The sequence below is a fragment of the Pseudoalteromonas sp. SIMBA_162 genome, from assembly GCF_046535955.1.
Lineage (GTDB): Bacteria > Pseudomonadota > Gammaproteobacteria > Enterobacterales > Alteromonadaceae > Pseudoalteromonas > Pseudoalteromonas marina.
Map to the genome: position 1 here is coordinate 1 of NZ_JAWJBQ010000372.1, position 274 is coordinate 274.

The following is a 274-nucleotide window of genomic DNA, read 5'->3' on the forward strand; positions in this document are numbered from 1 at the left end:
TCACGCACGACGAAGTGATCACGCTGTTCCACGAGTTCGGCCACGGGCTGCATCACATGCTCACGCGCGTCGACGAGCTGGGCGTGTCGGGCATCAACGGCGGCGAATGGGACGCGGTCGAGCTGCCATCGCAGTTCATGGAGAACTTCTGCTGGGAATGGGACGTGCTGTCGTCGATGTCGTCGCACGTGGAAACCGGTGCCGCGCTGCCGCGCGAGCTGTTCGACAAGATGATCGCCGCGAAGAACTTCCAGAGCGGGCTCGGCACGCTGCG

The 274-nt window shown here is 64.2% G+C and carries 1 protein-coding gene; it reads left to right on the top strand.

Annotation, left to right across the window (positions count from 1 at the left end):
• On the top strand, positions 1 to 274 hold a 274-nt coding region (locus tag R0J88_RS20085), incomplete at both ends, for a M3 family metallopeptidase (RefSeq protein ID WP_410900887.1).